This window comes from Methylophaga sp., from assembly GCF_965655755.1.
In the GTDB taxonomy this organism is placed as follows: Bacteria; Pseudomonadota; Gammaproteobacteria; order Nitrosococcales; family Methylophagaceae; genus Methylophaga.
On the sequence record NZ_CBFHHW010000016.1, the window covers coordinates 18718 to 40970 of the forward strand.

The 22253-nt window shown below is 45.7% G+C and carries 21 protein-coding genes and 1 tRNA gene; 15 read left to right on the plus strand and 7 right to left on the minus strand.

Annotated features, from left to right (window positions below; translation table 11 throughout):
* Positions 1–20: 20 nt before the first annotated feature.
* The 13 genes from ACTF5U_RS06880 (at position 21) to ACTF5U_RS06940 (ending at position 11847) form a co-directional block, all read left to right on the plus strand.
* A tRNA-Val gene (locus ACTF5U_RS06880) sits at positions 21–97 on the plus strand.
* A gap of 70 nt (positions 98–167) precedes the next feature.
* Positions 168–2093, plus strand: coding sequence for a threonine--tRNA ligase (gene thrS, locus ACTF5U_RS06885; protein WP_438970902.1), 1926 nt, complete (start codon positions 168–170; stop codon positions 2091–2093).
* Between the two features lie 3 nt (positions 2094–2096).
* Positions 2097–2615, plus strand: coding sequence for a translation initiation factor IF-3 (gene infC / locus ACTF5U_RS06890; protein ID WP_438970931.1), 519 nt, complete (start codon positions 2097–2099; stop codon positions 2613–2615).
* Between the two features lie 37 nt (positions 2616–2652).
* Complete coding sequence (gene rpmI, locus ACTF5U_RS06895) at positions 2653–2850, plus strand: 50S ribosomal protein L35 (protein ID WP_007145589.1); 198 nt, start codon at positions 2653–2655, stop codon at positions 2848–2850.
* 16 nt (positions 2851–2866) lie between these two features.
* Complete coding sequence (gene rplT, locus ACTF5U_RS06900; protein WP_438970903.1) at positions 2867–3226, plus strand: 50S ribosomal protein L20; 360 nt, start codon at positions 2867–2869, stop codon at positions 3224–3226.
* 105 nt (positions 3227–3331) lie between these two features.
* Positions 3332–4369, plus strand: coding sequence for a phenylalanine--tRNA ligase subunit alpha (gene pheS, locus ACTF5U_RS06905; protein WP_438970904.1), 1038 nt, complete (start codon positions 3332–3334; stop codon positions 4367–4369).
* 18 nt (positions 4370–4387) lie between these two features.
* The gene (gene pheT, locus ACTF5U_RS06910) at positions 4388–6763 is read left to right on the plus strand and encodes a phenylalanine--tRNA ligase subunit beta (RefSeq protein ID WP_438970905.1); all 2376 of its coding nucleotides are present in this window, start codon (positions 4388–4390) and stop codon (positions 6761–6763) included.
* Positions 6764–6797: 34 nt separating this feature from the next.
* On the plus strand, positions 6798–7094 hold the full coding sequence (gene ihfA, locus ACTF5U_RS06915) for an integration host factor subunit alpha (protein WP_036312944.1): 297 nt from the start codon (positions 6798–6800) through the stop codon (positions 7092–7094).
* Complete coding sequence (locus ACTF5U_RS06920; RefSeq protein ID WP_438970906.1) at positions 7078–7443, plus strand: MerR family transcriptional regulator; 366 nt, start codon at positions 7078–7080, stop codon at positions 7441–7443. Before ihfA ends, ACTF5U_RS06920 begins: the two co-directional genes overlap by 17 nt.
* 206 nt (positions 7444–7649) lie before the next feature.
* Entirely contained in the window at positions 7650–8318 is a 669-nt protein-coding gene (locus ACTF5U_RS06925) for a methylamine utilization protein (protein ID WP_438970907.1), read from the plus strand.
* A complete protein-coding gene (locus ACTF5U_RS06930; RefSeq protein ID WP_438970908.1) occupies positions 8296–10653 on the plus strand; it encodes an EAL domain-containing protein in 2358 nt (785 codons plus the stop codon). The genes ACTF5U_RS06925 and ACTF5U_RS06930 overlap by 23 nt, the downstream gene beginning before the upstream one ends.
* On the plus strand, positions 10601–11428 hold the full coding sequence (locus tag ACTF5U_RS06935) for a DUF3034 family protein (protein ID WP_438970909.1): 828 nt from the start codon (positions 10601–10603) through the stop codon (positions 11426–11428). Before ACTF5U_RS06930 ends, ACTF5U_RS06935 begins: the two co-directional genes overlap by 53 nt.
* Complete coding sequence (locus ACTF5U_RS06940) at positions 11428–11847, plus strand: group I truncated hemoglobin (protein ID WP_438970910.1); 420 nt, start codon at positions 11428–11430, stop codon at positions 11845–11847. Before ACTF5U_RS06935 ends, ACTF5U_RS06940 begins: the two co-directional genes overlap by 1 nt.
* Here the strand turns inward: ACTF5U_RS06940 and ACTF5U_RS06945 are convergent.
* The 7 genes from ACTF5U_RS06945 to ACTF5U_RS06975 all read right to left on the minus strand — a co-directional run bounded on the left by ACTF5U_RS06945 (position 11844) and on the right by ACTF5U_RS06975 (position 19910).
* A complete protein-coding gene (locus ACTF5U_RS06945) occupies positions 11844–13268 on the minus strand; it encodes a GGDEF domain-containing protein (protein ID WP_438970911.1) in 1425 nt (474 codons plus the stop codon). The two genes, ACTF5U_RS06940 and ACTF5U_RS06945, sit on opposite strands and share 4 nt — an antisense overlap.
* Before the next feature lie 105 nt (positions 13269–13373).
* Positions 13374–14831, minus strand: coding sequence for a bifunctional 2-methylcitrate dehydratase/aconitate hydratase (locus tag ACTF5U_RS06950; protein WP_438970912.1), 1458 nt, complete (start codon positions 14829–14831; stop codon positions 13374–13376).
* Positions 14832–14860: 29 nt separating this feature from the next.
* Positions 14861–16003 carry a bifunctional 2-methylcitrate synthase/citrate synthase gene (gene prpC, locus ACTF5U_RS06955; RefSeq protein ID WP_438970913.1) on the minus strand — a complete coding sequence of 381 codons (1143 nt, stop codon included), beginning with the start codon at positions 16001–16003 and terminating at the stop codon, positions 14861–14863.
* A 56-nt stretch (positions 16004–16059) separates the two neighbouring features.
* Positions 16060–16938 (minus strand): methylisocitrate lyase, encoded by an 879-nt coding sequence (gene prpB, locus ACTF5U_RS06960; RefSeq protein WP_438970914.1) that lies wholly within the window; start codon positions 16936–16938, stop codon positions 16060–16062.
* Positions 16939–16950: 12 nt separating this feature from the next.
* Positions 16951–17940, minus strand: coding sequence for an HpcH/HpaI aldolase/citrate lyase family protein (locus ACTF5U_RS06965; protein WP_438970915.1), 990 nt, complete (start codon positions 17938–17940; stop codon positions 16951–16953).
* Between the two features lie 19 nt (positions 17941–17959).
* Positions 17960–19036 carry a MaoC family dehydratase gene (locus ACTF5U_RS06970; RefSeq protein ID WP_438970916.1) on the minus strand — a complete coding sequence of 359 codons (1077 nt, stop codon included), beginning with the start codon at positions 19034–19036 and terminating at the stop codon, positions 17960–17962.
* Positions 19029–19910, minus strand: coding sequence for an HpcH/HpaI aldolase/citrate lyase family protein (locus ACTF5U_RS06975; protein WP_438970917.1), 882 nt, complete (start codon positions 19908–19910; stop codon positions 19029–19031). The genes ACTF5U_RS06970 and ACTF5U_RS06975 overlap by 8 nt, the downstream gene beginning before the upstream one ends.
* A 317-nt stretch (positions 19911–20227) precedes the next feature.
* Between ACTF5U_RS06975 and ACTF5U_RS06980 the strand changes: the two genes are divergently transcribed.
* Together ACTF5U_RS06980 and ACTF5U_RS06985 are read left to right on the plus strand one after the other, a co-directional pair.
* The gene (locus ACTF5U_RS06980) at positions 20228–20962 is read left to right on the plus strand and encodes a GntR family transcriptional regulator (RefSeq protein WP_438970918.1); all 735 of its coding nucleotides are present in this window, start codon (positions 20228–20230) and stop codon (positions 20960–20962) included.
* A 3-nt stretch (positions 20963–20965) separates the two neighbouring features.
* The gene (locus tag ACTF5U_RS06985) at positions 20966–22201 is read left to right on the plus strand and encodes a malic enzyme-like NAD(P)-binding protein (RefSeq protein WP_438970919.1); all 1236 of its coding nucleotides are present in this window, start codon (positions 20966–20968) and stop codon (positions 22199–22201) included.
* Positions 22202–22253: the final 52 nt, after the last annotated feature.

A 22253-nucleotide genomic window follows, 5' to 3' on the forward strand; every position in this document is an offset into this window, starting at 1 on the left:
TAATTTCGCTGCTTCACGGCAGGCGCGTAGCTCAGTTGGTTAGAGCACCACCTTGACATGGTGGGGGTCGGTGGTTCGAATCCACTCGTGCCTACCAAAATTAAGCACCTATGGGTGCTTTTTTGGTTTTTAAGGCCCTTTGTATCGGTCACAACCAAGGACTTTCCATGATCTCAGTTACTCTCCCTGATGGCAGTCAACGCCAGTTCGACAATCCCGTTACTATCCATGATATCGCTGCTGATATTGGCACCGGCCTCGCACGCGCAGCACTAGCAGGCAAAGTCAATGGCACACTGGTTGATACGTCGCATGTTGTAGACCAGGATTCCGATGTGGCGATCGTTACAGAGCGTGACGAAGAAGGTTTGGACATCATTCGTCACTCTACGTCACATTTGATGGCACAGGCTGTGAAACAGCTTTATCCGGAAGCCCAGGTCACTATCGGGCCGGTGATTGAAGATGGTTTCTATTATGACTTTTCTTATCCGGATGGATTTACGCCGGAAGATTTGAACAAGATTCAAAAGCGGATGGAAGAGATCGTCAAACAAGATTTGCCTGTCAGCCGTGAAGAAATATCGCGTGATGCTGGTATTGAGATGTTCAGCGAGATGGGCGAAGTCTACAAAGCAGAAATTCTAGAAGACATTCCAAAAGATGAAACTTTATCGGTTTATCGCCAAGGCGATTTTGTGGATTTATGTCGAGGTCCTCACGTACCCAGCACAGGCAAACTGAAAGCATTTAAATTGATGAAGCTCGCAGGTGCATACTGGCGTGGTAGCTCCGACAATGAAATGTTGCAGCGTGTCTATGGTACAGCCTGGCAAGATAAGAAAGCACTGAAAGCCTACCTGCATAGACTGGAAGAAGCTGAAAAACGTGATCATCGTAAAATTGCCAAGAATTTAGACCTGTTTCATTTGCAGGAAGAAGCAGCGGGCATGATCTTCTGGCATGACAATGGCTGGCAGATTTACCGAGTGGTTGAAAACTATATCCGTGATGTACTGCGTGATAATGATTATCAGGAAGTCCGTACGCCGCAGGTGGTGGATCGCACATTGTGGGAAAAGTCGGGTCACTGGGATAAGTTCGGTGACATGATTTTCAGCACACATTCGGAAAATCGTGATTACGCGGTAAAGCCGATGAACTGTCCATGCCACATTCAGATTTTTAATCAAGGTTTGAAGAGCTACCGTGATTTACCTTTGCGGATGGCAGAGTTTGGCTCGTGTCATCGTAACGAACCGTCAGGCACATTACATGGCTTGATGCGTTTACGTGGTTTTACTCAGGATGATGCGCATATTTTCTGTACTGAGGAGCAAATTCAGTCAGAAGTGGCGACATTTATTGAGTTATTGCATGAGGTATATGCTGACTTTGGCTTTAACGAAATCATTGTTAAGTTATCTACACGACCAGAAAATCGAGTCGGTAGTGATGAGGTGTGGGATAAAGCCGAACATTCACTTGAAAAAGCATTGAATTCAGCAGGTCTTGATTGGGACCTGCAACCGGGTGAAGGTGCTTTCTATGGCCCTAAGATTGAGTTCTCGCTGAAAGACTGTCTGGGCCGAGTTTGGCAGTGTGGCACCATTCAGGTCGATTTCTCCATGCCGGGCCGTTTGGATGCGCACTATGTCGCCGATGACAACAGTAAACAAGTGCCTGTTATGCTGCATCGTGCCATATTAGGCTCCCTTGAACGCTTCATTGGTATTCTGATTGAAGAGTATGCCGGCGCCTTCCCAACATGGCTTGCACCTAAGCAGGTAATGGTGATGGGAATCAGTGATAAACAGTCAGATTATGTACAGAAAGTTGCTAAGGATTTGCAGAAACAAGGATTTAGAGTCGATACGGACTTGAGAAACGAGAAGATTGGCTTTAAAATACGCGAGCATACATTGCGCCGCGTTCCTTATTTAATAGTAGTGGGAGAACGCGAAGCACAGGAAAACGCCGTGGCAGTACGCACTCGTAAGGGCGAAGACCTAGGTGCAATGCAACTTGAGGACTTTGTCGGCTTGCTTGAGAAAGACGTCGCTCGCCGCGGTCGAACTATATTAGAGGACTAGAACATCGCTACAGACCAAAAACGGCTGAATGGTGAAATCACAGCCAAAGAAGTACGATTAACTGATTCTACTGGTGAGCAACTCGGTATTGTTCCGTTAAAGGATGCAATTCAAAAAGCCGATGAAGCCGAACTGGATTTGGTGGAAATCGCCCCACAGGCGAAACCACCGGTTTGCCGCATAATGGATTACGGCAAGTTTTTGTTTGAAGAGAGCAAGCAGAAAGCGCTGGCTAAGAAAAAACAAAAACAAATACAGGTTAAGGAAGTTAAATTCCGGCCTGGTACTGAGGAAGGGGATTATCAGGTAAAACTACGCAACCTGATACGTTTCCTAGAAAGCGGGAACAAAACTAAAGTCAGCCTACGATTTCGTGGTCGCGAAATGGCGCATCAGGACTTGGGTCTGAAACTACTTGAACGAGTAGCAGAAGATCTCAAAGAACTGTCCAGCGTTGAACAACGACCTAAGAAAGAAGGGCGTCAAATGATTATGGTTCTGGCCCCTAATAGTAAAAAATAAACATTACATAATAAATCAATGCGGAGTTGATTAAACAATGCCTAAGTTAAAAAACCATAGTGGTGCTGCAAAACGTTTTAAACGTACCGGCAGCGGTAAATTCAAGCGTTCCCAAGCTTTCACAAGTCATATCCTGACCAAAAAAAGCACAAAACGGAAGCGTCAACTGCGTTCTACGCTGACAATCTGCAAAGCAGATCACATGTCAGTTCGTAAAATGTTGCCTAATCTGTAATTAAGGGGAATTTCCGATGCCTAGAGTAAAACGCGGTGTAACAGCACGCGCACGTCACAAAAAAGTTCTTGATCAAGCGAAAGGTTATTACGGTCGCCGTAAAAACGTCTATCGTGTTGCCGTTCAAGCGGTAACCAAAGCCGGCCAATATGCCTATCGTGATCGTCGTCAGAAAAAACGTAACTTCCGCACTTTGTGGATTGCCCGTATCAACGCGGCAGCTCGCGAATGTGGTTTGTCATACAGCCGTCTGATTGATGGCCTGAAAAAAGCTTCTATCGAAATTGATCGTAAAGTACTGGCTGATATTGCAGTACATGATGAAGCGGCATTCGCAGCCATTGCGGAAAAAGCAAAAGCAGCATTGGCTGATTAATATCGCTCCTTAAAAGCGATAGCCATTGTGCTGAAATTAAGTCGAAGAAGGGCCGCCACCGTGGCCCTTTTTTGTTTCTGATGTTGTTCCTCATACGGGGGTAATATGGCTGAACTGGCATCACAGTTACAGGCACTTGAAGATATCGTTGCAACGGCTAAAAAAGCAGTTGCCGATGCTCAGGACAATCGTGCTTTAGATACGGTACGAGTCGAATATCTGGGTAAAAAAGGCAAAATCACGGCTTATCTGAAACAACTCGGCAATGTCGGTGTTGAAGAACGGCCGGTTATTGGCAAATCCGTTAATTTAGCCAAACAGGAAGTCACAGGTTTAGTTGAGTCACGTACTAAAACCCTTGCAGATGCTGCCATGGAAGCGGCGCTAAAGGCTGAAAAAGTCGATGTAACATTACCAGGCCGAAACAGTGATGTCGGTGGCTTGCACCCTGTTACCCGAACTTTGCAACGCATTGAACGCTATTTCCGCAACATTGGTTTCGATGTGGCAGAAGGCCCTGAAATTGAAGATGGCCACCACAACTTTACGGCGCTGAATATTCCGGAGCATCATCCTGCACGTGCGATGCACGACACCTTCTATTTTGATGCTGATAAATTATTGCGAACACATACCTCACCGGTTCAAGTCCGAGTGATGGAAGAGTCACAACCGCCTTTGCGTCTGATTGCGCCCGGCCGAGTCTACCGTTGTGATTCTGATCTGACACATACGCCTATGTTTCATCAGGTTGAAGGCCTGATGGTGGATGAAAATATCAGTTTTACTGATTTGAAAGGCGTGTTGTCCGATTTTCTGCAGGCATTCTTTGAGAAGCCATTAAAAGTCCGTTTCCGTCCTTCTTATTTCCCATTTACTGAACCATCAGCGGAAGCCGATATTGAGTGCGTTATTTGTGGTGGAGAGGGGTGTCGGGTCTGTAGTCATACGGGCTGGATCGAAATATTGGGCTGTGGCATGGTGCATCCAAATGTATTCAAGCACGTCAATATCGACAGTGAGAAATACCTCGGCTTTGCCTTTGGTCTTGGCGTTGAACGAATGGCCATGCTGCGATATGGCGTAAACGATTTACGTCTGTTTTTTGATAACGATCTACGTTTTCTGAATCAGTTCAGCTAACCGGCGGGATAAGAAACAATGAAGTTTAGTGAAAAATGGTTACGCGAGTGGGTTAATCCTGCTCTGGCAACTAACGAACTGGTCGAAAAATTAACCAATGCTGGCCTGGAAGTGGATGCTGTTGAACCGGTAGCGGGTGAATTCAGCGGTGTCGTGATTGGACAAGTTAAACAGCTTGAGCCACATCCTGATGCGGATAAATTAAGACTCACAAAAGTGGATGTCGGTAGTGATGAATTACTGGAAATTGTCTGTGGTGCCAGTAACGTCCGAGAAGGTTTAAAAATACCGGTCGCTGTTGTTGGTGCGGTATTGCCTGGTAATTTTAAAATCAAAAAAGCTAAATTACGCGGTGTACCTTCATTCGGTATGTTGTGTTCTTCCAAAGAGCTAGGACTGACAGAAAGCGCTGATGGTCTGATGGAGCTCGCTGATGATGCACCAATAGGTGGTGACATCCGTGACTATCTGAACCTTGACGATGTCACTATTGATATCGATCTAACACCGAACCGTAGTGATTGCCTCGGTGTGGCAGGTGTGGCACGTGAAGTCGGTGTTTTAACCTCTACTGATGTTTGCTCAGTGGACACTGCTGCTGTGTCTGCGTCAACGGATACCGCTTTCCCCGTATCCATTGACGCGACAGAGGACTGTCCGCGCTACCTGGGTCGTGTTATCGAGAAAATTAATGCACAGGCCGAAACACCGATCTGGATGCAGGAAAAATTGCGACGCAGTGGCTTAAGAAGTCTGGGCCCGGTGGTTGATGTCACCAACTATGTCATGTTGGAACTCGGCCAACCAATGCACGCGTTTGACTTGGATTCATTAAAAGGTCAGATCACCGTCCGAAAAGCCAGGCAAGCTGAGAAGCTGACGTTATTGGATGGTCAGGAAGTTGAACTGAATTCAGATACCTTACTGATCACAGATGAAAGCGGCCCTTTAGCGATGGCTGGTGTCATGGGCGGCGAAGGCTCCGGGGTTACAGATGCGACACAGAATATATTCTTAGAAGCAGCGTTCTTCAGCCCGGAAGCGATAGCAGGCAAAGCCAGAAGCTATGGGTTACATACTGATTCGTCACACCGCTTTGAGCGTGGCGTGGATCCTGAGTTAGCACGATCTGCGATGGAAAGAGCGACAGCCTTATTGCTCAGCATTGTGGGTGGGCAAGCGGGGCCGGTGACAGAAAAAAGCAATGATAAGGATTTACCGCAACCTGTTTCGATTCATCTGCGGGAAGCGCGAATTGAACGTGTGTTGGGTATCAAACTTGATGAAGAGCAGATCTCTGAGCAACTGAACCGTCTCGGACTGGCATTGACCCGTGTTGATGACGGTTGGCAAGTGGTTGTACCAAGCTTCCGTTTTGATCTGACAATTGAGGTCGATCTGATTGAAGAACTGGGACGATTATATGGCTATGACAAACTGCCAGATACACGACCTAAAGGAACCGTACTAACGTCGAATATTACGGAAAAAGCGACTCAGCTGGAACGGTTGCAGAATCTATTGATAGATCGTGGCTATTTTGAAGCTGTGACCTACAGTTTTGTCGAACCCAAACTCCAGCAATTGTTGGCTGAAAATGATTTAGAGCCTATTAAACTGGCTAATCCGATTTCAGCTGATTTATCGGTCATGCGAACAACCCTCTGGCCGGGACTGGTTCAAGCCTTAGCCTACAACGCTAATCGTCAACATGAGCGGGTACGTTTATTTGAAGTAGGTCGTGTTTTCAAAGGTGATCTTGAAAATATCGAACAGCATCGTCAGATTGGTGGTTTAATTTATGGCAATCGTTACCCGGAACAATGGTCACAGAAACAGCGTGAAGTGGACTTCTTTGATGCCAAAGCGGATGTTGAAGCGCTGTTGAGTATTGCTGGTGGTGAGATTCATTTTGAGGCAGATATACATCCAGCCCTACATCCGGGACAGACTGCACGGGTTTATAAGAATGCCAAAGCCATTGGTTGGCTCGGTGCGATTCATCCCAAATTGAATAAGCCTCTTGACATTAGTGGCAAAGTTTACGTTTTCGAACTCGGTCTATCGGCTGTGCTGACGGCCCAAGTGCCTGAGTTTGAAGCATTATCTAAATTTCCGGCAATTCGCCGTGATTTAGCGTTATTAGTTGACAATACCGTGACAGCAGGTCAAATTGATCATTGCCTGAGCGAGATCAATTCTGATATTCTTAAGTCAATTCAACTATTTGACGTCTATTCTGGAGATGGAGTCGAGCACGGTAAGAAGAGTTTAGCTATTGCATTTCACCTTCAACACGCTGAGCGGACGCTCACCGATGAGGAAGTTGATACTCTTATTAAAACTGTGACAGAGACACTGGAACAGTCTGTTGGTGCGACGATAAGATCATAAGTTATTAATAATAAAAGAAGAATTTGAGGTATACATGGCACTGACTAAGGCCGACATGACGGAACAACTGTACGATGAGCTGGGCTTTAACAAGCGTGAAGCAAAAGAGCTGGTTGAAATGTTTTTTGAAGAAATTCGTTCAGCATTGGAAAATGGCGAACAGGTAAAATTATCGGGTTTTGGTAACTTCGAACTCAGAGATAAAAGTGAGCGTCCTGGTCGTAATCCTAAAACCGGTGAAGAAATTCCCATCTCGGCACGTCGCGTGGTGACTTTCAGGCCCGGACAAAAATTGAAGGCTAGGGTGGATAATTATGCTGGAAGCAAGTAACAACAACGAACTACCTACCATTCCGGGCAAGCGCTACTTTACTATTGGTGAGGTAAGTGAATTATGTGGTGTTAAACCCCATGTTCTGCGTTACTGGGAACAAGAGTTCACTCAACTCAAGCCAGTTAAACGGCGCGGTAATCGTCGTTACTATCAACGCCATGATGTGGTTTTGATTCGTGAAATCCGTGGTTTGCTTTACGAGCAAGGCTTTACCATTGGTGGTGCAAGACAACAACTTGGCGCAACTGGTGATGCAAAAGCCGCTACAGTCAGTGCAAACGATCAAAAAGATCTGGTTCGTGAATTACTGAAAGAACTGGAAGATTTGCGAACGCTGCTTAATTAAATTATTCAAGAACTGTATTTAAAAGCCGCTATACCTTTGTATATAGCGGCTTTTTTATGCCTTAAAAAAACGTTTTTTTCATTTACTCTGAAAAATTTTTAAAGTGAATAGCTATGAATATGGAGTAGGGGATTAATTCATTTGTATGACACATATTTCACACCTATCATTAGATACTTATTGAAAACTCCATCCATAGGATCAACATGCAAAACATCATGGCCATGTTTAAGAGCGTTATTCCTTTGTTTTTTATTATTACGATGAGCGCTCATGCAAACACGAACTACACATTTTTTGTCACTGACAACAACGATCAAGCGCTTGCAGATGTTGTGATTGAACCAGATGTTGCTGATACCAGCACACCGCCCGTTGAAGTTGCCGTTATCGATCAGGTTGATAAGCGGTTCAAGCCCTCACAAATTCTGATAGATAAGGGACAGCGGGTAGCGTTTCCTAACAGCGATAATATTCGACACCATGTTTACTCTTTCTCACAAGCGAAAACATTCGAATTAAAGTTGTATGCGGATACACCTGAGAGCCCGATACAATTCCCCGACCACGGTGTTGTCGTTCTGGGCTGTAATATTCATGACACTATGATTGGTTATATCTTCGTTTCGAAATCATCCAACTCTGTGATGACAGCGACCAACGGTGAGACAACATTACAAACGACGCAGGACATTGAACGTGTCAATGTATGGCATGCGCACCACGCTGCGGGGCCGGAAAATCTGCTGAGCGTTGATTTAAAATCCCTAAAGCGCGATCCGGCAGGACGCTATCTGATTAATATGGACATCATCCCTCCAGCACCAACGAACAGCTTTGAGGATACGTTCGGTGGATTATCTAAAGAGTATTAAGCTTGGTAACAAAATATTCTTGCTCTGTGTAGCATTAGTTATTTCCACTATGCTTGCGATTCAGGTTAGTGCCTGGTTTAGTAGCAATCGTTTCAATCAGCAGCAACTAAGTGCACAGGTCGATAATGCCAAGCAGGTACTTCAGCAATATCTCTCTGCTCAGGAACGTTTACTGGTAACGGCAGCCAATGTTTTAACCGCAGACTTTGGTTTTATACGGGCCGTTGCTACCTCTGATATGCAGACTATTAATAGCGTCCTGCACAACCACGGTGCGCGTATTAATGCCGATATGATGATGTTGACCGATCTGTCAGGCAAGGTGCGTGTCTCGAGTGAAGACGAGGTTATGCTTGATGCAGAGGCAATCAAACTGCTTATCGAGAATCCATCAAAAAGTATCTTCACTGCGATCGGAGATCACGTCTATCAGCTAATTTTATTGCCTGTCAAAGCGCCCCGTGTCATTGCCTACAGTATTGTCGGGTTTGAAATTGATGAAGACAATGTTCAGGAACTTAAATCCCTGACCGGGATGGATATTAGTTTTTATCAGGGGGATGCGCACCTGTTAAGCAGCACATTCAGAATGGAAAGCTATAAGGCGTACTATGATGCATTGAAGGCACAAACCTCATCATGGCTATTTATTGACAGGCCAGCCTTTCTGACTGAGCAAATAACACTGCGTTCAGCAGGTGAATCACCCGTATGCGTGTTGTTAGTCAGTAGTCTAAAGCCGCTATACCAGCAATACGACGATGTTGTTTATAACAACGCTATACTCGCACTGATTGCAGCAGTGATTGCGAGCTTGCTCAGTATCATATTTGCCAAGAGTTTGACCGGACCTCTATCGAAGCTGGGTAACTTAGCAGAAGACTATGCGAAAGGTAATTACACCAGAAAAATTGAACTGGAGGGCAGTGAGGAAATTCAAAACCTGCAAACTTCTTTTCAACAGATGGGTAGTGAGATAAAAAAGCGTGAAGATGAAATTCGTTATCAGGCATCGCATGATATTCTGACTGGACTTATCAACGCCCATACACTTGAAAAAGAGCTTCCCCAGTATCTGCAGCTGAATCAGAATCAAAATCTCGTTCTTATTGCATTCAGTATTTATAACTTCAGGTTAATAAATGATCGATTGGGTTCGGATATTGCCAATGCCTGTCTGAAAGGCGTCGCGTCCAGACTGAAAACGATGGGAACAGTGAATATTGCGGTATCAGCGCGACTGGACGGGGTCGAGTTCTTCTCTGTTATCCGCCCCAAACAAGCAGTCAGTCCGATGCAATGCGTTGATATTTTCCTCGCTGAACTGGAGCATGATTTTTTAGTTGCTGATTTGAATATCAAGCTGGATCTCAATGCCGGCATAACGCTTTATCCGGAACATGGCAATCACAGTACGACGATGCTGCGGAGAACAACGATTGCGCTTGATGCAGCAAGAAATAATAAGCAGCGCATTCATTGCTATGAGGATGGCGAAGATGAACTGCATCTAGAACGAATATCAATGATTGAATCCCTCAGGAAAGTCCTTCTGCATGGGGGGAATGATGAGCTCTTTATGGTCTATCAGCCTAAGGTATCAATGAATGGCCGTGAAGAAATAAGAACAGAGGCATTGATACGCTGGAGACGTGCTGACGACACTTATGTTTCGCCGGAAGTCTTCGTGAATCTGGCCGAAGAGGCCTCTTTGATCGTCGACTTGACCTATTGGGTGGTTGAAGCGGTAATGAAAGAAGTTGAAAAATGGCACAGTCAGGGCACCATGATCGGAGCAGCAATTAATGTTTCTGCTCAAGATCTATCTAATCCGGACTTTGAGTCTTTTATCAGTCAGTCTTGTGAAAAATATGGGATTTCTCCCAGTGAAATCACCATAGAAATAACGGAAAGAGACATCATGCATGACGAAGCGTCTGTAGTGATGTCATTAAGAAATCTCAAAAACATGGGCTTTATTATCGCGATTGATGATTACGGTATCGGGCAGTCCTCTTTGTCCAAACTGAAAGGTTTACCGGTTGATGAAATCAAAATCGATAAGAGTTTCATCATGACTCTGGACCAGTCGCCCAAAGACCAGTTGATTGTGAAATCGACGATTGAGCTGGCTCACGGATTAGGGTTTAAAGTAGTGGCTGAAGGGGTCGAGAACGAAGCGAGCCTGACTATTCTGAGAAAATATGAATGCGATTATATTCAGGGGTATTACCTAAGTAGACCTATTAAATCAGAGGCGATCATTGATTGGCACAAAGATTATGTTGAAAACAATTCTATTACTGATAACGCTCACCTCAGTCAGCGTACTTAACGCCGCTGATGGCAAGCTGATTGCCACACCGGGCGTATCTCAGATAGAAGGGGCCGCCGGGGGAGGACTGGTGCCATGGGCGCAGCTTGCCGGGTATGCCAGTCGGGATGAAATTGCAGTCAATGCCTTTTGCAGTCATGGCAATGTGGATGATTTTAAACTGAGTGTCTGTGGTGCTCAGGTCAATCTCTATGACAGGCTCGAGTTATCGTTAGCAAAGCAGGAATTTGATGTAGAGCCTCTCGATCTCAGGATTCGTCAACGCGTCTTAGGTGGAAAAGTTCGTCTTTATGGTGATCTGGTATACAGTCGCTGGCCTCAACTCAGCTTTGGTATTCAGTATAAGGAACTGGATGATCCTCTGGTGGCAAACTTACTGGGCGCAGATAATGACAGTGGTATGGACTATTATCTGGCTGCCAGTAAACTGCATCTCGGTGCCATTGGTGGTCTAAACTGGTTATGGAATCTCACTGGTCGATATACTGAAGCAAACCAGATAGGTCTGCTGGGTTTTGGCGCAGAAGGGGAAGGCCATGAACTTATGCTGGAAGCATCGACTGCTATTCTATTTGGCAGGCATGTTGCGCTGGGTGTTGAATACCGTGAAAAACCGGATAATCTGGGTTTGAAAGAAGATGACTGGAAAAGTGTTTTCGTTGCCTGGGTGCCCAACAAGTATGTGAACCTGACAGCTGGTTGGCTTGATCTTGGAGAAATAGCCGGTGTCGAAGATCAGGATGGTCTCTACTTCTCAATTATGAGCAATTTTTAATGTTGAAAAAAGGCTTTTTATATTGTGTCTTGCTGATGTTATCAGCGTGTGCCACAACGCAGGATAAAACGCTTTACGACAAGCTGGGCGGTGAGCCTGGTATGGATATGATCGTCAATAACCTAGTGCAAAATATTGGTAATGATAAACAGATTTTCCACTATTTTGCGGAAGCGAATGTGACGCGATTTAAAGAACACCTTGCCAGACATCTGTGTGACATCAGTGATGGACCCTGTGATTATAAAGGGGACAGCATGAAGTTAATCCATGACGGTATGGACATCAACGAGCGCGACTTTAATCATCTGGTGGATTTATTGATTGATGCAATGTATGAAGCGGATGTGCCACATCCTGTTCAAAACCAATTGCTGGCGCGGCTGGCGCCGTTAAGAAAAGACATTATCTATCGTTAGAGAATGGCTTCTGATGCTAAAGTGCCATTCTCGTAATGATTGATAACAATCTGATCACGGCCATTATTTTTAGCGGAGTATAGCGCCTCATCGGCCCATTCGATCAGTTCTTCCGGCGTTACTAAGCGTGCATATTCACCAAAATCGATAAAAAAAGCACCGATGCTGATCGTCATGGGGATGAGCTTGTCTTTATATCTGAATGGTTTTGCTGAGATACTGTTTTTCAACCTGACTAAGGTTTCATGACCGACATCACGCGAAAGAGAGGTAGCAACTATAAACTCCTCACCGCCATAGCGACCGATAACATCATACTGCCTTAAAACACGCTTGAGCCGGCTGGCGACCTCCATCAAAATGGCATCGCCGGCAGCGTGACCATAGCTATCATTAATTGTTTTAAAGTGATCGATATCAAGCATTGCCACTAAAAGTGGTTTTTCGGTTCGATAACACTCTATAAGTAAACGGTTACCAAGCTCTCCTGCAGTAATGCGATTATGAATACCTGTTAAATGGTCGTAGCTTGCACGACGTAACAGTTTTTGGTGCAGGCGATGTAGTGGCATGAACACATGCCGAGATATCAAGATACTGAGAACAAAAATAACTACCATCACTAGCAGTGTCACTAAGATGAGCTTCTGACCAAATTGAGCGAACCGATTGTGAAATTCCGATATATCCGCTGACATGATCAGCTTCACATCATAGGGGGGCGGAGATTCGATATGGATTTGCTTATTAATAAATTGTTGCCTATTCCAGAAACTAGGGTTTTGATTTGATGTGTCACTGATAGCTTGCTTTGCGTTTGACGAGGAACTAAGGAAGTAGCCATTTTGTTTTGAATAGAGCGTGATATCAAGACCGGTAACCTGCTTGATTTCCTCGAGCTGTCGTTTAGCCAATTCCTTGCCTGCTATCGCATAAGCAATGGTATGTGGTGCTTTAACTGGAGACAGGTATAAACGATAAAAGCGATTATTCAGGGCAAGCATTATAGGCTCAATCGGTTTTTTCTTTAGCACCCGGAATATGTTTTCCGCCTTTTCTGTATTCACGATACTGCCATAATCAGCGATGGGTGTACCCATCTGTTCAAAGACTAACAGCAGATCTAAATTTGCTCGTTCGGCATGATTAAGAAGCATGCTTTCTATCGTGGCGGGATCACCATCAGCGATAGTTCGTTTAAAGCCATAGTCGGATAGAATCCCATCAACGGCGTTTTTTTGAGTGGCTTGTTGAGATGCTAAATAGCCACGCAGGAAGTAATCAGCTCGGGTGATCTGTTCTTGTGCAACTTCATGGCTATATTGTTTGCCAATCAACCAGGCACTAAGGAGGACACAACTTGCGGTGATGCTGATAACAGCAATACAAAACCAGAATATCGGCCGAGTGAAAGATTGCACTTAATTTAGTATTAGCATCAACATAGATTGATGCTAATACTAATACGCGCTAGCTCTGCTGACAATGAGGCATTTTTCCGTTCTTCAGCAAAGGGCTAAAACAGTTTAGATCACAAGCATGTCGACAAACTCATCTACTGGCATTGCGGATAGCTTGGCTTCATCCATGCAAGCGTTAAGAATAGTCTCTTGTTGCTTGGCAGGAAAACGGCGTGCAAGATTGATTTTAAACTTTTTAACCAACTCAGGTATGCCTTCATCGCGACGACGACGGTGACCAATCGGATACTCCACCGCAATATTGTCACTGCTTGAACCATCTCTGAAGAAAAATTGAATGGCATTTGCGATAGAACGTTTTTCAGGATTCAGATAATCGTTGGTGTACTCCTGCTTTTCAACGCACTGCATTTTGTTACGTAAGGCATCAATGCGGGGGTCTGCGGCAACATCATCTTCATAATCTGCGGCTGTCAATGAACCTTTAAGCAAGCCCACAGCGGCCATGTACTGTATGCAGTGATCCCGATCAGCCGGATTATCCAGTGGTCCTTGTTTATCAATTATGCGGATAGCCGATTCATGCGTGGTTATAACAATCTTTTCAATCTCCTCAATTTTCTCCAGTGTGTCGATTTTATTTTTAACTTGAGGGTGCAATTGGAATGCGCTTTCCACCGCTGTTTGAGCATGAAATTCTGCAGGAAAAGAGATTTTGAATAAAACATTTTCCATCACATAACTGCCGTACTGACGCTGGAATTTAAATGGCTGGCCTTTAAATAACACATCATAAAAGCCCCAGGTTTTAGCGCTTAAAGCAGTCGGGTAGCCCATTTCACCTTTCATGGTCATCATCGCTAACCGCACAGCACGACTAGTCGCATCACCGGCTGCCCATGATTTACGTGAGCCAGTATTGGGGCTATGCCGATAGGTGCGAAGACTTTGACCATCCACCCATGCGTTGGAAACAGCATTGATAATATCTTCCTTACTACCGCCGAGCAGGCCAGTGACCACAGCCGTCGAAGCAACTTTAACTAAAACCACATGATCCAGCCCAACCCGGTTGAAACTGTTTTCAAGGGCCAATACCCCCTGAATTTCATGTGCTTTTATCATCGCAATGAGTACGTCACGCATGGTAATGACGGGTTGTCCTTCTTTGCGGTTACGCGACAAATAATCTGCCGTTGCGAGGATGCCGCCCAGATTATCAGAGGGGTGACCCCATTCAGCAGCAAGCCATGTGTCATTAAAATCGAGCCAGCGAACCATCGCACCGATATTAAATGCTGCCAGAATCGGATCCAGCTGAAACTGCGTACCGGGCACTTTACTGCCATTAGGCACAATGGTTCCTTGAACCACCGGGCCCAGCAGTTTGGTGCAGGCCGGATACGACAAGGCTTCTAAACCACAACCAAGTGTATCGATTAGGCAATACCGCGCCGTATCTAACGCTTCTTTGCTGGTGATCAGATAATCAGCAACATAATCGGCGATATCAACCAGAACCTGATCCGGTTGAGGACGCACATTTGAAATAGCAGATGACATAGAGTTTCCTTTAAACGTTATAACGTGGATCAGTCACGCTCAGTCATGTCGACATAAGGGCGATCAGCAGGTCCGGTATATTCGGCATTGGGACGGATGATTTTGTTATCAATTCGTTGCTCAATAACATGAGCCGCCCAGCCGGTGATACGGGAAATAACAAAGATAGGGGTAAAGAAACTGGTTGGTATGCCCATCATGTGGTAGCTGGAGGCACTAAACCAGTCGAGGTTCGGAAACATCTTCTTCTCACGCCACATCACTTCCTCGATGCGCTCAGAGATATTGAAGAGGTTCATATTATTGCCATCTTCACATAAGCGTCTGGATACTTCTTTGATGGCGACATTCCTTGGATCGGAAATGGTATACACCGGATGACCGAAACCAATAATGATTTCTTTTTTGGTCATACGCTGCATGATATCGGCTTCAGCCTCATCAGGTGATTTGTAGCGCTGGATAATCTCCATCGCCGCTTCATTGGCACCACCGTGTTTTGGTCCACTCAGTGCGCCGATTGCGCCGGTGATAGAGGAATAGATATCAGCCAGAGTGCCGGCAATAACACGGGCAGTAAATGTTGATGCATTAAATTCATGCTCAGCATAGAGCACAAGAGATTCATTCATTGCTGCGATGTGCAATTCTGACGGCGGTTTTCCGTGTAATAGATGAAGAAAGTGAGCGGCGATGGAGTTATCATCCGTTTCCAGTTCAATGCGTTTGCCATAAAGACTAAAATGATGCCAGTAAAGCAGGGCTGAACCAAAACAGGCAATCATGCGATCAGCAATATCACGTGCGCCCTCAGCAGAATGATCATCTGCTTCTGGTTCCAATGTTCCCAATATCGAACACGTTGTTCGCATCACATCCATTGGGTGGGCATTGGCAGGCAACTGTTCCAGCACGACCTTCAATGCATCTGGAATATGACGTAGTTGTCTCAGTTTGACGTGATAGTCATTGAGTTCTGTCCGAGTGGGTAGGTGTCCATGAATCAGCAAAAATGCCGTTTCTTCAAAAGTGGATTTATCGGCTAAATCAAGAATGTCATATCCACGATAATGTAAATCATTACCACTGTGGCCAACGGTACAAATAGCGGTGGTGCCAGCTGATACGCCGGCTAAAGCTACGCCTTTTTTCTTTTTCTGAACTTGAGTCATGATTTTCTCCCGGCAGTATCTACTGCTTTTTAACCTATCGTTATCATCAACTGTCTTTATTCGTTGTTAAATAAGTGATCGAGCTTTTGCTCGAATGCGTGGTAATCCAGATAATCGTAGAGATCATTTCGGCTTTGCATTAAATCCACGACATGCTTTTGCGTACCGTGTTCACGTACAGACTCATAGACCTTCAGTGCTGCCTGATTCATGGCTCTGAACGCTGAAAGGGGGTAAAGAACAAGGCTGACATCATGATCAGCAAGCTCATCCACAGTGAATAAAGGTGTGCTTCCGAATTCTGTAATATTTGCCAGAACAGGGACGTTCACCGCCTCGGCAAACTGTTTGTACATCGCTAAATCGGTCATGGCCTCAGGGAAAATCATATCGGCACCGGCTTCGACGCAGGCACATGCCCGATCAATCGCTGATTCCAGCCCTTCCACGGCCAATGCATCGGTTCGTGCCATGATGACAAAGTCAGAATCTGTTTTTGCATCGACAGCCGCTTTAATGCGATCCACCATTTCAAGTTGGCTGACAATCGCCTTGTTCGGACGATGACCGCAACGCTTTGATTGAACTTGATCTTCAATATGTACGGCACCAGCACCGGCCCGAATCATGGCTTTGATGGTACGGGCAATATTAAACGCACCGCCAAATCCAGTGTCGATATCAACCAGAACCGGTAAATCGGTGATGTTGGTAATGCGTTCGACATCAGTAACCACATCATCCATTGTTGAAATACCCAGATCGGGCACACCTAACGATCCTGCGGCAACGCCGCCGCCGGAGACATAAAGTGCCTTGTAACCAACTCTGTCGGCTAATCTGGCGTGGTAGGCATTGATCGCACCCATAACTTGTAAAGGCTGTTCATCTATCACGGCTTGACGGAAGCGGGCGCCTGCTGAGGGTAAACTCATAATGAATTCCTTTTAGAAAAATGCTTTATCAGCGTCGGCCGGCAGCTCTACACCGGTTTGTTTAGCGCGCTGTAGTAATTCCCAGAAATAGCGGTAGGTAGCGCGATCATGTAGCTCACCTTCATGCTGAATGGGACCCCAGTTAGCTTGTTGAGCAGCGAGAAGGATGTTGGCGGCAGTGATTACCTCACTGTAATCTGGTTTCATTGCATCAACGATGGCGCTGATTTGGGTTGGATAAATACTCCACATTCTCAAAAAGCCAAATTCATTACGGGCACGAGAGGCATCAGATCGCGTTGTTTCTTCATTTTTCAGATCGAGGGTCACGTTATGTGCCGGCACCACACCATTCGCCAATGCAGCGGCAACCACTTCAGATTTGGCTCGGGCGAGTAAACGATGATCAAACTGACCGGGACTGCGCATCGCACTTGCTGAGATAGCACCATGGTGCGCACTGACAAAATCCATCAAACCAAAATCTAAAACCTGTACCCAGTCGAGCGCCGCGATTTGATGTACATCCCGAAGTGCACCATGCGTTTCGATCAAAACATGAATAGGAATTTCCCGTTCAATACCATTATCTTTTGCGACCTTTTTGATATAGCCAATCATTTCGGCAACCTGGTCGACTGTGGTCGCTTTAGGAATCGTTATATAGGTCAGTACGTTACCGGCACCGGCAACGAGAATATCGATATCCTGTGGCCAAGCGTCATGGGTATAGTCATGGATACGAGCACCGGCCATTTTGTATTTGTTTTCTTCAGAATTGAGCACACGTACGATCATCTCAGCGTGTTCTTTTTCCGTGCCGGCAGCGGCACCATCCTCACAGTCACAAGTGATATCAAATACTGGGCCAATGGAGTCTTGAAACGATAGCGCTTTTGATATGAGCTTCTCACTACCCGCAAAGTGTTCACAACTTGGGATAATAGGGAAAGCCTCTTCACCTTCAAACAGAGCCTGGCTGGGATGTGTCAGATTATTCATGTTCATATACTTTTCTCTCTTATTTCGCGGTGCGCGGCATTAATACGGTGTAGTCGAGATCGAGAACAACGTTGGCGTGATATTGCTGTTTGCCGTCGACATCAACGTGAGTGGTATCGAGACTGCCGGCCGTTTGGTTTTTCAGGCCAACCATTCTCAGGCGAAGTGCACCGATGTCGCTGCGACCGGGAATTTCCCATTTTTCCAGCACTTCACTCCAGGTATAAAAAGTATCGCCACCGAAGCTGGGGTTGGCATGTGTCCCAGCGTTAATAGCAGCGATAAACAGAGCATTCTCAAGGCCGTCGTAACTCAGAGCTCGGCAGACGGAAATAACATGACCGCCATACATTAGACGTTTGCCAAAAGTAGTGTCTTTCATGGCTAACGCATCAAAATGTAATTTGGCATTATTCTGGTAAAGTTTTGTGGCCAGAGTATGGTCGCTGTCATCCACCGTCATACCGGCTGGGTGATTGAGTCGTTCACCATGCTCAAAGTCTTCCCACAACCGGGGTGAACCGGTAGCTGTGGTATCAAAGTCATTCGCATCTAATTCAGGTGGAATGATTAAGTCTTCGACTGAAACGACTTTGTCGAGATGGGGAATGGTTGTTTCTGGTGTGGCGGCATTGGGATCATTTTTATGCACCATCACCCAGCGTACCCAGGACAGCACCGCTTTATGATTCTGGTTAAAGCTGGTCGAACGCACATAAACGATGCCATTTTTTCCACTGGAATTTTCTTTCAGACCAATCACTTCGGTTTCAGTGGTAAGCGTATCGCCGGCGTACACCGGATGACTGAACTTTATTTCAGCATAGCCAAGATTGGCAACAGCATTGACGGAGATATCAGGAACGCTTTTACCGAAGGCAATATGAAATGCCAGCAGGTCATCAATCGTTTTGTCAGCAAAACCCAGCGCATGAGCAAAGTGCTTGGCGCAGTGCATAATGTGTCTGGATCCGGTCAGGCCTATATATAAAGAGGCGTCACCCTCAGTCACAGTGCGGGGTGTCGCATGGACAATTGTTTCACCCAGCGTGAAGTCTTCAAAAAAACGACCCTGATTAAATTGTGCTTTACTCATTATCAAGCTCCAGATCAATAATCATCTGACTGAGTGCGAGGAAACGTTTTGCAGCGGTCACGTGGTGGTGTTCTACTAACTTCCCATTGACCAAGACGGTGCCACGGCCTGCTGCATTCGCCGCCGTTAAGGCTTCGATAATTTCTTTCGCATTTTCAACCTCAGCAGGTTTCGGCGTGTAGGCATCATTGGCGTACGGGAGTTGAAAAGGGTGTACCAATGATTTTCCGTCAAAGCCCATATCGCGACCAATCCGGCAGGCATATTCGAATGCCTGCATATCTTTCAGGTCGCTATGGATGCCGTCAATAACGGCACGGCCATACGCACGTGCTGCCAGGACAACCCATGACAGACTGGTGCGAATGGCGGTGCGTTCAAGTGTAGGTCTGGCATGCAGATCGGAGATAAGATCTGACGTGGCCATGACCATGCAAGCAATACGATCAGAGGCTTTTGCTATCTCTTCAGCATGGAGGACAGCTAGTGGGCTTTCTATCATCACCATAATAGGTGTAGTGAGATCACCGGCTTTTTCGAGCGCGTCTATACCGGCAAAGACATCAGTATCACTTTCTATATCAGAGAACAGAATCGCATCGGCACCGAGGTTTGCAACAGCATTGATGTCGTCATATCCCCATTCCGAGTCGAGATCGTTAACACGGACAACGACTTCTCTGTTGCCATAGCCACCCTGCTTGAGCGCATTGACGACATTGTCGCGGGACGATTCTTTCGCTGACAGCAAAATAGGCGCACCTAAATCCAGAATGATTGAATCAACCTGAAGGCTTCGGGCTTTATCCAGATAGTGTTGATTACACCCCGGTACATAAAGCATTGAACGGCGTGGCCGAAAATAGTTATTCATGCGGCTCCTCATCTTTTATGTCAGTGACAGGGCACTGACCTTGATTAGATTCTATTCCACTCAATTTCAAAGTGTCAATATTTATCTTATGTCTTATATAAGATATAAAACACTGGACAAGTTTTTTTAACTGTTATAGATTAGCAATAACAGTATTTTCAGGTAGATACATAAATGCTAAAAAATGCTGAAAAGAATAAAGAAAGAAAGGAAAAGTCAGCTTTTACTGATTTTAATTATTTGTTTTTCATGTGTCTTATATAAGAGTGGTTTGGTAGGCTATGTACATAGAAGCTGAATTATTAACAGGAAATAAAATGAATAAGACTGCATCGGCACCCGTATTTAAACCGCTTTATGAGCAAATCAAGGTATTCCTGACGCAAAGCCTTATCGCAGGCGAGTGGAAACCGGGCGAGAGTATTCCCAGTGAAATGGAACTTGCGGCCCGCTTTAATGTAAGTCAGGGAACGGTGCGTAAGGCCATTGATGCGTTGGCGATGGAAAATATTCTGATTCGTCGGCAAGGCAAGGGCACTTTTGTCGCTACCCATAAAGAAGAGCAGAGCAAATTACGCTTTTTGCGGCTGAACTCTCAGGATGGTCACAAAGAAAAGCTCGAAAATACGATGCTGGATTGTAAGCGTCTCAAAGCAACGGCTGATATAAATCAATTGACGGGTCTGAAGAAGGGAACGGCAGTGATCGAAATCAGACGATTACTGAGCTTCTCTAAACAACCCAAAATTCTTGATTACATCATTGTTCAATCCAAATTTTTCCGTGGTCTCACAGGGCCGAAAATTTCTGAACACAACGGCTCTTTGTACAGCATGTACGAGACGCTGTATGGCATTCCTATGGTGAGAGCTGAAGAGAAGTTAACAGCGGTATCGGCTAACACTGAACAAGCCGAGCTATTAAATGTAACCCCCGGATTTCCCTTGTTGCGCATTGAACGCGTGGCATACACCTATGGTGACAAACCGATGGAGTGGCGCGTTGGTTTTTGCGTCACTGACGAGCATCACTACATGAATGAACTGGAGTAACCCATGAATGACAAGCAGCCGACATTAAAACAACAAGCGCTGGATTATCACGAGTTTCCTCGTCCAGGGAAGCTCAGCGTTGAGTCCAGTAAAGCCTGCTATACGGCCGCAGAGTTGTCGCTGACCTATACTCCAGGTGTGGCAGAACCCGTTAAAGAAATTTATCGTGATCCTGAAACTGCCTATCGCTATACCAATAAAGGCAATCTGGTCGCCGTTATTACTGACGGTACCGCGGTATTGGGGTTAGGTAATGTAGGCGCGCTGGCCAGTAAACCGGTTATGGAAGGCAAAGCGGTGTTATTTAAACGGTTTGCGGATATTGATGTATTTGATATCGAAGTGACGGCGCCCAGCGTTGAGAGCTTTATTGAGACGGTGGTCAATATTGCGCCTACCTTTGGTGGCATCAATCTCGAAGATATCGCTGCACCACATTGTTTTCGTATTGAACGAGAATTGCGTGAGCGTCTGAATATTCCGGTATTTCATGATGACCAGCACGGTACCGCAGTGGTTATTTGTGCGGCCTTGATTAATGCACTGGAATTGCAAGCCAAATCTCTCGCCCATACCAAGATTGTTTTTTTAGGTGCAGGTGCAGCAGGTATGGCGACCGCCCGCTTGTTAAAAGCAATGGGTGCCACAGATATCACGATGGTGAATAAATCAGGTGTGCTGCACCAAGAGCGTGATGATATCGATGTTGATATGCGTGATTTGCTGCGTGACACCGATGATAGAACCTTAGCCGATGCCATGCAGGATGCGGATGTGTTTATCGGTGTGTCGGCAGCCAATGCATTGCCAGCCAAGTTACTCGAAAAGATGGCTGCAAAGCCTGTGGTATTCGCCCTGGCCAATCCGGATCCCGAAATTCTGCCTTCTGTTGCCACTCAAGTACGTGATGATTTGGTTATCGCAACCGGGCGCTCTGATTTTCCCAATCAGGTCAACAATGCCTTGTGTTTTCCTTATCTGTTTCGTGGAGCACTGGATGCTAAGGCACCACAGGTCAGTCAGAACATGCAGATTGCTGCCGCTCATGCTTTAGCAGAACTGGCGAGAGAGCCGGTTCCGGATTCTGTGTTGCAAGCCTATGACGTGACCGAGATGGCGTTTGGCAAGGATTACATTATCCCTAAACCGTTTGATCCACGTTTGCTTAAACATGTTTCTGAAGCTGTCTGTCAGGCGAGTTTGGCTGAACAGGCTGAATTGAATAAAAAACTGGGTTAAAAAGCTGCAAAGCGGGTGAACAAGGAAAGTCACCAATTAAATTGAGAAGAGG